The sequence below is a fragment of the Flavobacterium sp. ZB4R12 genome (genome assembly GCF_048276375.1).
Taxonomy (GTDB): domain Bacteria; phylum Bacteroidota; class Bacteroidia; order Flavobacteriales; family Flavobacteriaceae; genus Flavobacterium; species Flavobacterium gawalongense.
Map to the genome: position 1 here is coordinate 1 of NZ_JBLNKS010000047.1, position 1684 is coordinate 1684.

Consider the following 1684-nt stretch of genomic DNA (forward strand, 5'->3'; position numbering starts at 1 on the left):
AAGAGGAATGTAATCAGACGACAAAACATCGTAAACCACTTTAAGGAAACCGCCGTACACGTAAGTACATACGGTGGTGTGAGAGGGCGGGGGAGTAATCCCCCTACCTACTCGATTTCCTCACCTCATCCCGAAGCCTCGGGACTCTCCAAAGGAGAGGGAGCCAAAAGGGAAATGAATGGGTTGCATGATTTTTAAATCGGTGAGGGATTCAATTATTGATTGTTTGTCACCGTAGAGACGCATTGCTATGCGTCTCTGCTGCATTTGAATTTCCTTCATGCGATAACGTATATTTGCAATCTGTGTCTATTAATAATGATGTTTTGTGTTTTAAAAGTATAAAAAAAATTACAACTTTATTGTTGTAGTTTTTATTGTTTTGTGGCTTATGTTTGTGGGCACAGATTGCAAATCTGCGCTATCGAAGTGGAGATAAATCTGGGCGGTCGGGCTTTTTTATTTTTGATAAATCAGCAAGTGCTTCTTTGTTTATTTCTATTGTATATCTGCCCATATATTTTTGGTATCTACTTCGATGTAGTTTTCATCTCTGTAGGTAGATTTATGAAAGTTTTTATGGTGTTTCTCTAACCTTTGGATAATTTCTGGATTCGTAATTTCATTGTTTTGATCAATTACTTCCACATCAAAAGCTTTTAAATTTTTTTTGATGATTGCAATTTGAGAAATGTCTTTTATGTTTACAGTGAGTGCGGTCATTTTAATAGGTAAGTAATGAGCATTATATAATGCCGTATTTTGTTTTTTCAAAGTTGGTTACAACTAGTATTGATACTGCGAATTAATCAATTTTATCATGCGACAACAAATCATTCCGATTACTTAATTAATTAAGATACAAAGATATAAAATATTCGGGTTATTGTTGAGAGCCTAATTGTTAAAAAAGCTCCTAGCCTTTTGAAGGCTAGGAGCTTTGATATTACAGGTTTCTTAAAGTCAGGAGACTTCGAAGAGCCTGGGGATTGTTAAAAAAAACTCCCAGACTTTTTGAAAGAATAGGAGTTTTGGTGTTTTGTGTTGTTTACAAAAGCTGGGATACTTTGAAGAGCAGAAAATAAATTTAAAATCTGTCGTCTGAAGAAAACATTTTTATTGCTATTGCAACTACAGCAATTGCAATCGCAATAACGGGATGTGTTATTAGTAACCAAATGCCTAACCCAACTATTATTATGCCTATTAGAATTTCCATTGTAATTATATTAAAGAGTTATATTTTCAAATCTCTAAATCAAGTTTAGAGAATTATGTTTTTTGATTCATAAGAATTAGTAAATTTCTTTTATCCTCAATAGCTTCTGGAAAATTTGGATTTAAACGAATAGCTATGTCGTAATCTGCTAAAGCTCCGATAAAATCATTTTTTTGAAATTTTGCAAAGCCCCGATTATAATACGCATCGGGATAGTTTGGTTTCAGTTTTATTGCTTTGTTAATTTCTATAATAGCAGTATCGTAATAATCAAAATGATTATTAACCCAACCTTTAAGAAAATATATTTCAGCATTGTTTTGATCTAATTTTTCCGCTTTATATAGTAACTGAGTATTCCACCCCAAACTGTACCACCTATTCCAATCCAAACTGTACCACTTATTCCGGTGTAAAGTGTACCACCCGTTCCGGCGCAAACTGTACCACCTATTCCGGCGTAAA

The 1684-nt window shown here is 33.9% G+C and carries 2 protein-coding genes; both read right to left on the reverse strand.

The window, feature by feature from the left end:
* Window positions 1-498: 498 nt before the first annotated feature.
* Window positions 499-723, reverse strand: coding sequence for a hypothetical protein (locus ACNO7W_RS16315; protein WP_417938919.1), 225 nt, complete (start codon window positions 721-723; stop codon window positions 499-501).
* 549 nt (window positions 724-1272) lie between these two features.
* Window positions 1273-1684, reverse strand: a 412-nt coding sequence (locus tag ACNO7W_RS16320; RefSeq protein ID WP_417938920.1) for a tetratricopeptide repeat protein, incomplete at its 5' end; no start/stop codon positions are given.

Coding starts and splice junctions, on each gene's coding strand:
- ACNO7W_RS16315 (WP_417938919.1), bottom strand. CDS start 723: ATGACCGCACTCACTGTAAACATAAAAGACATTTCTCAAATTGCAATC.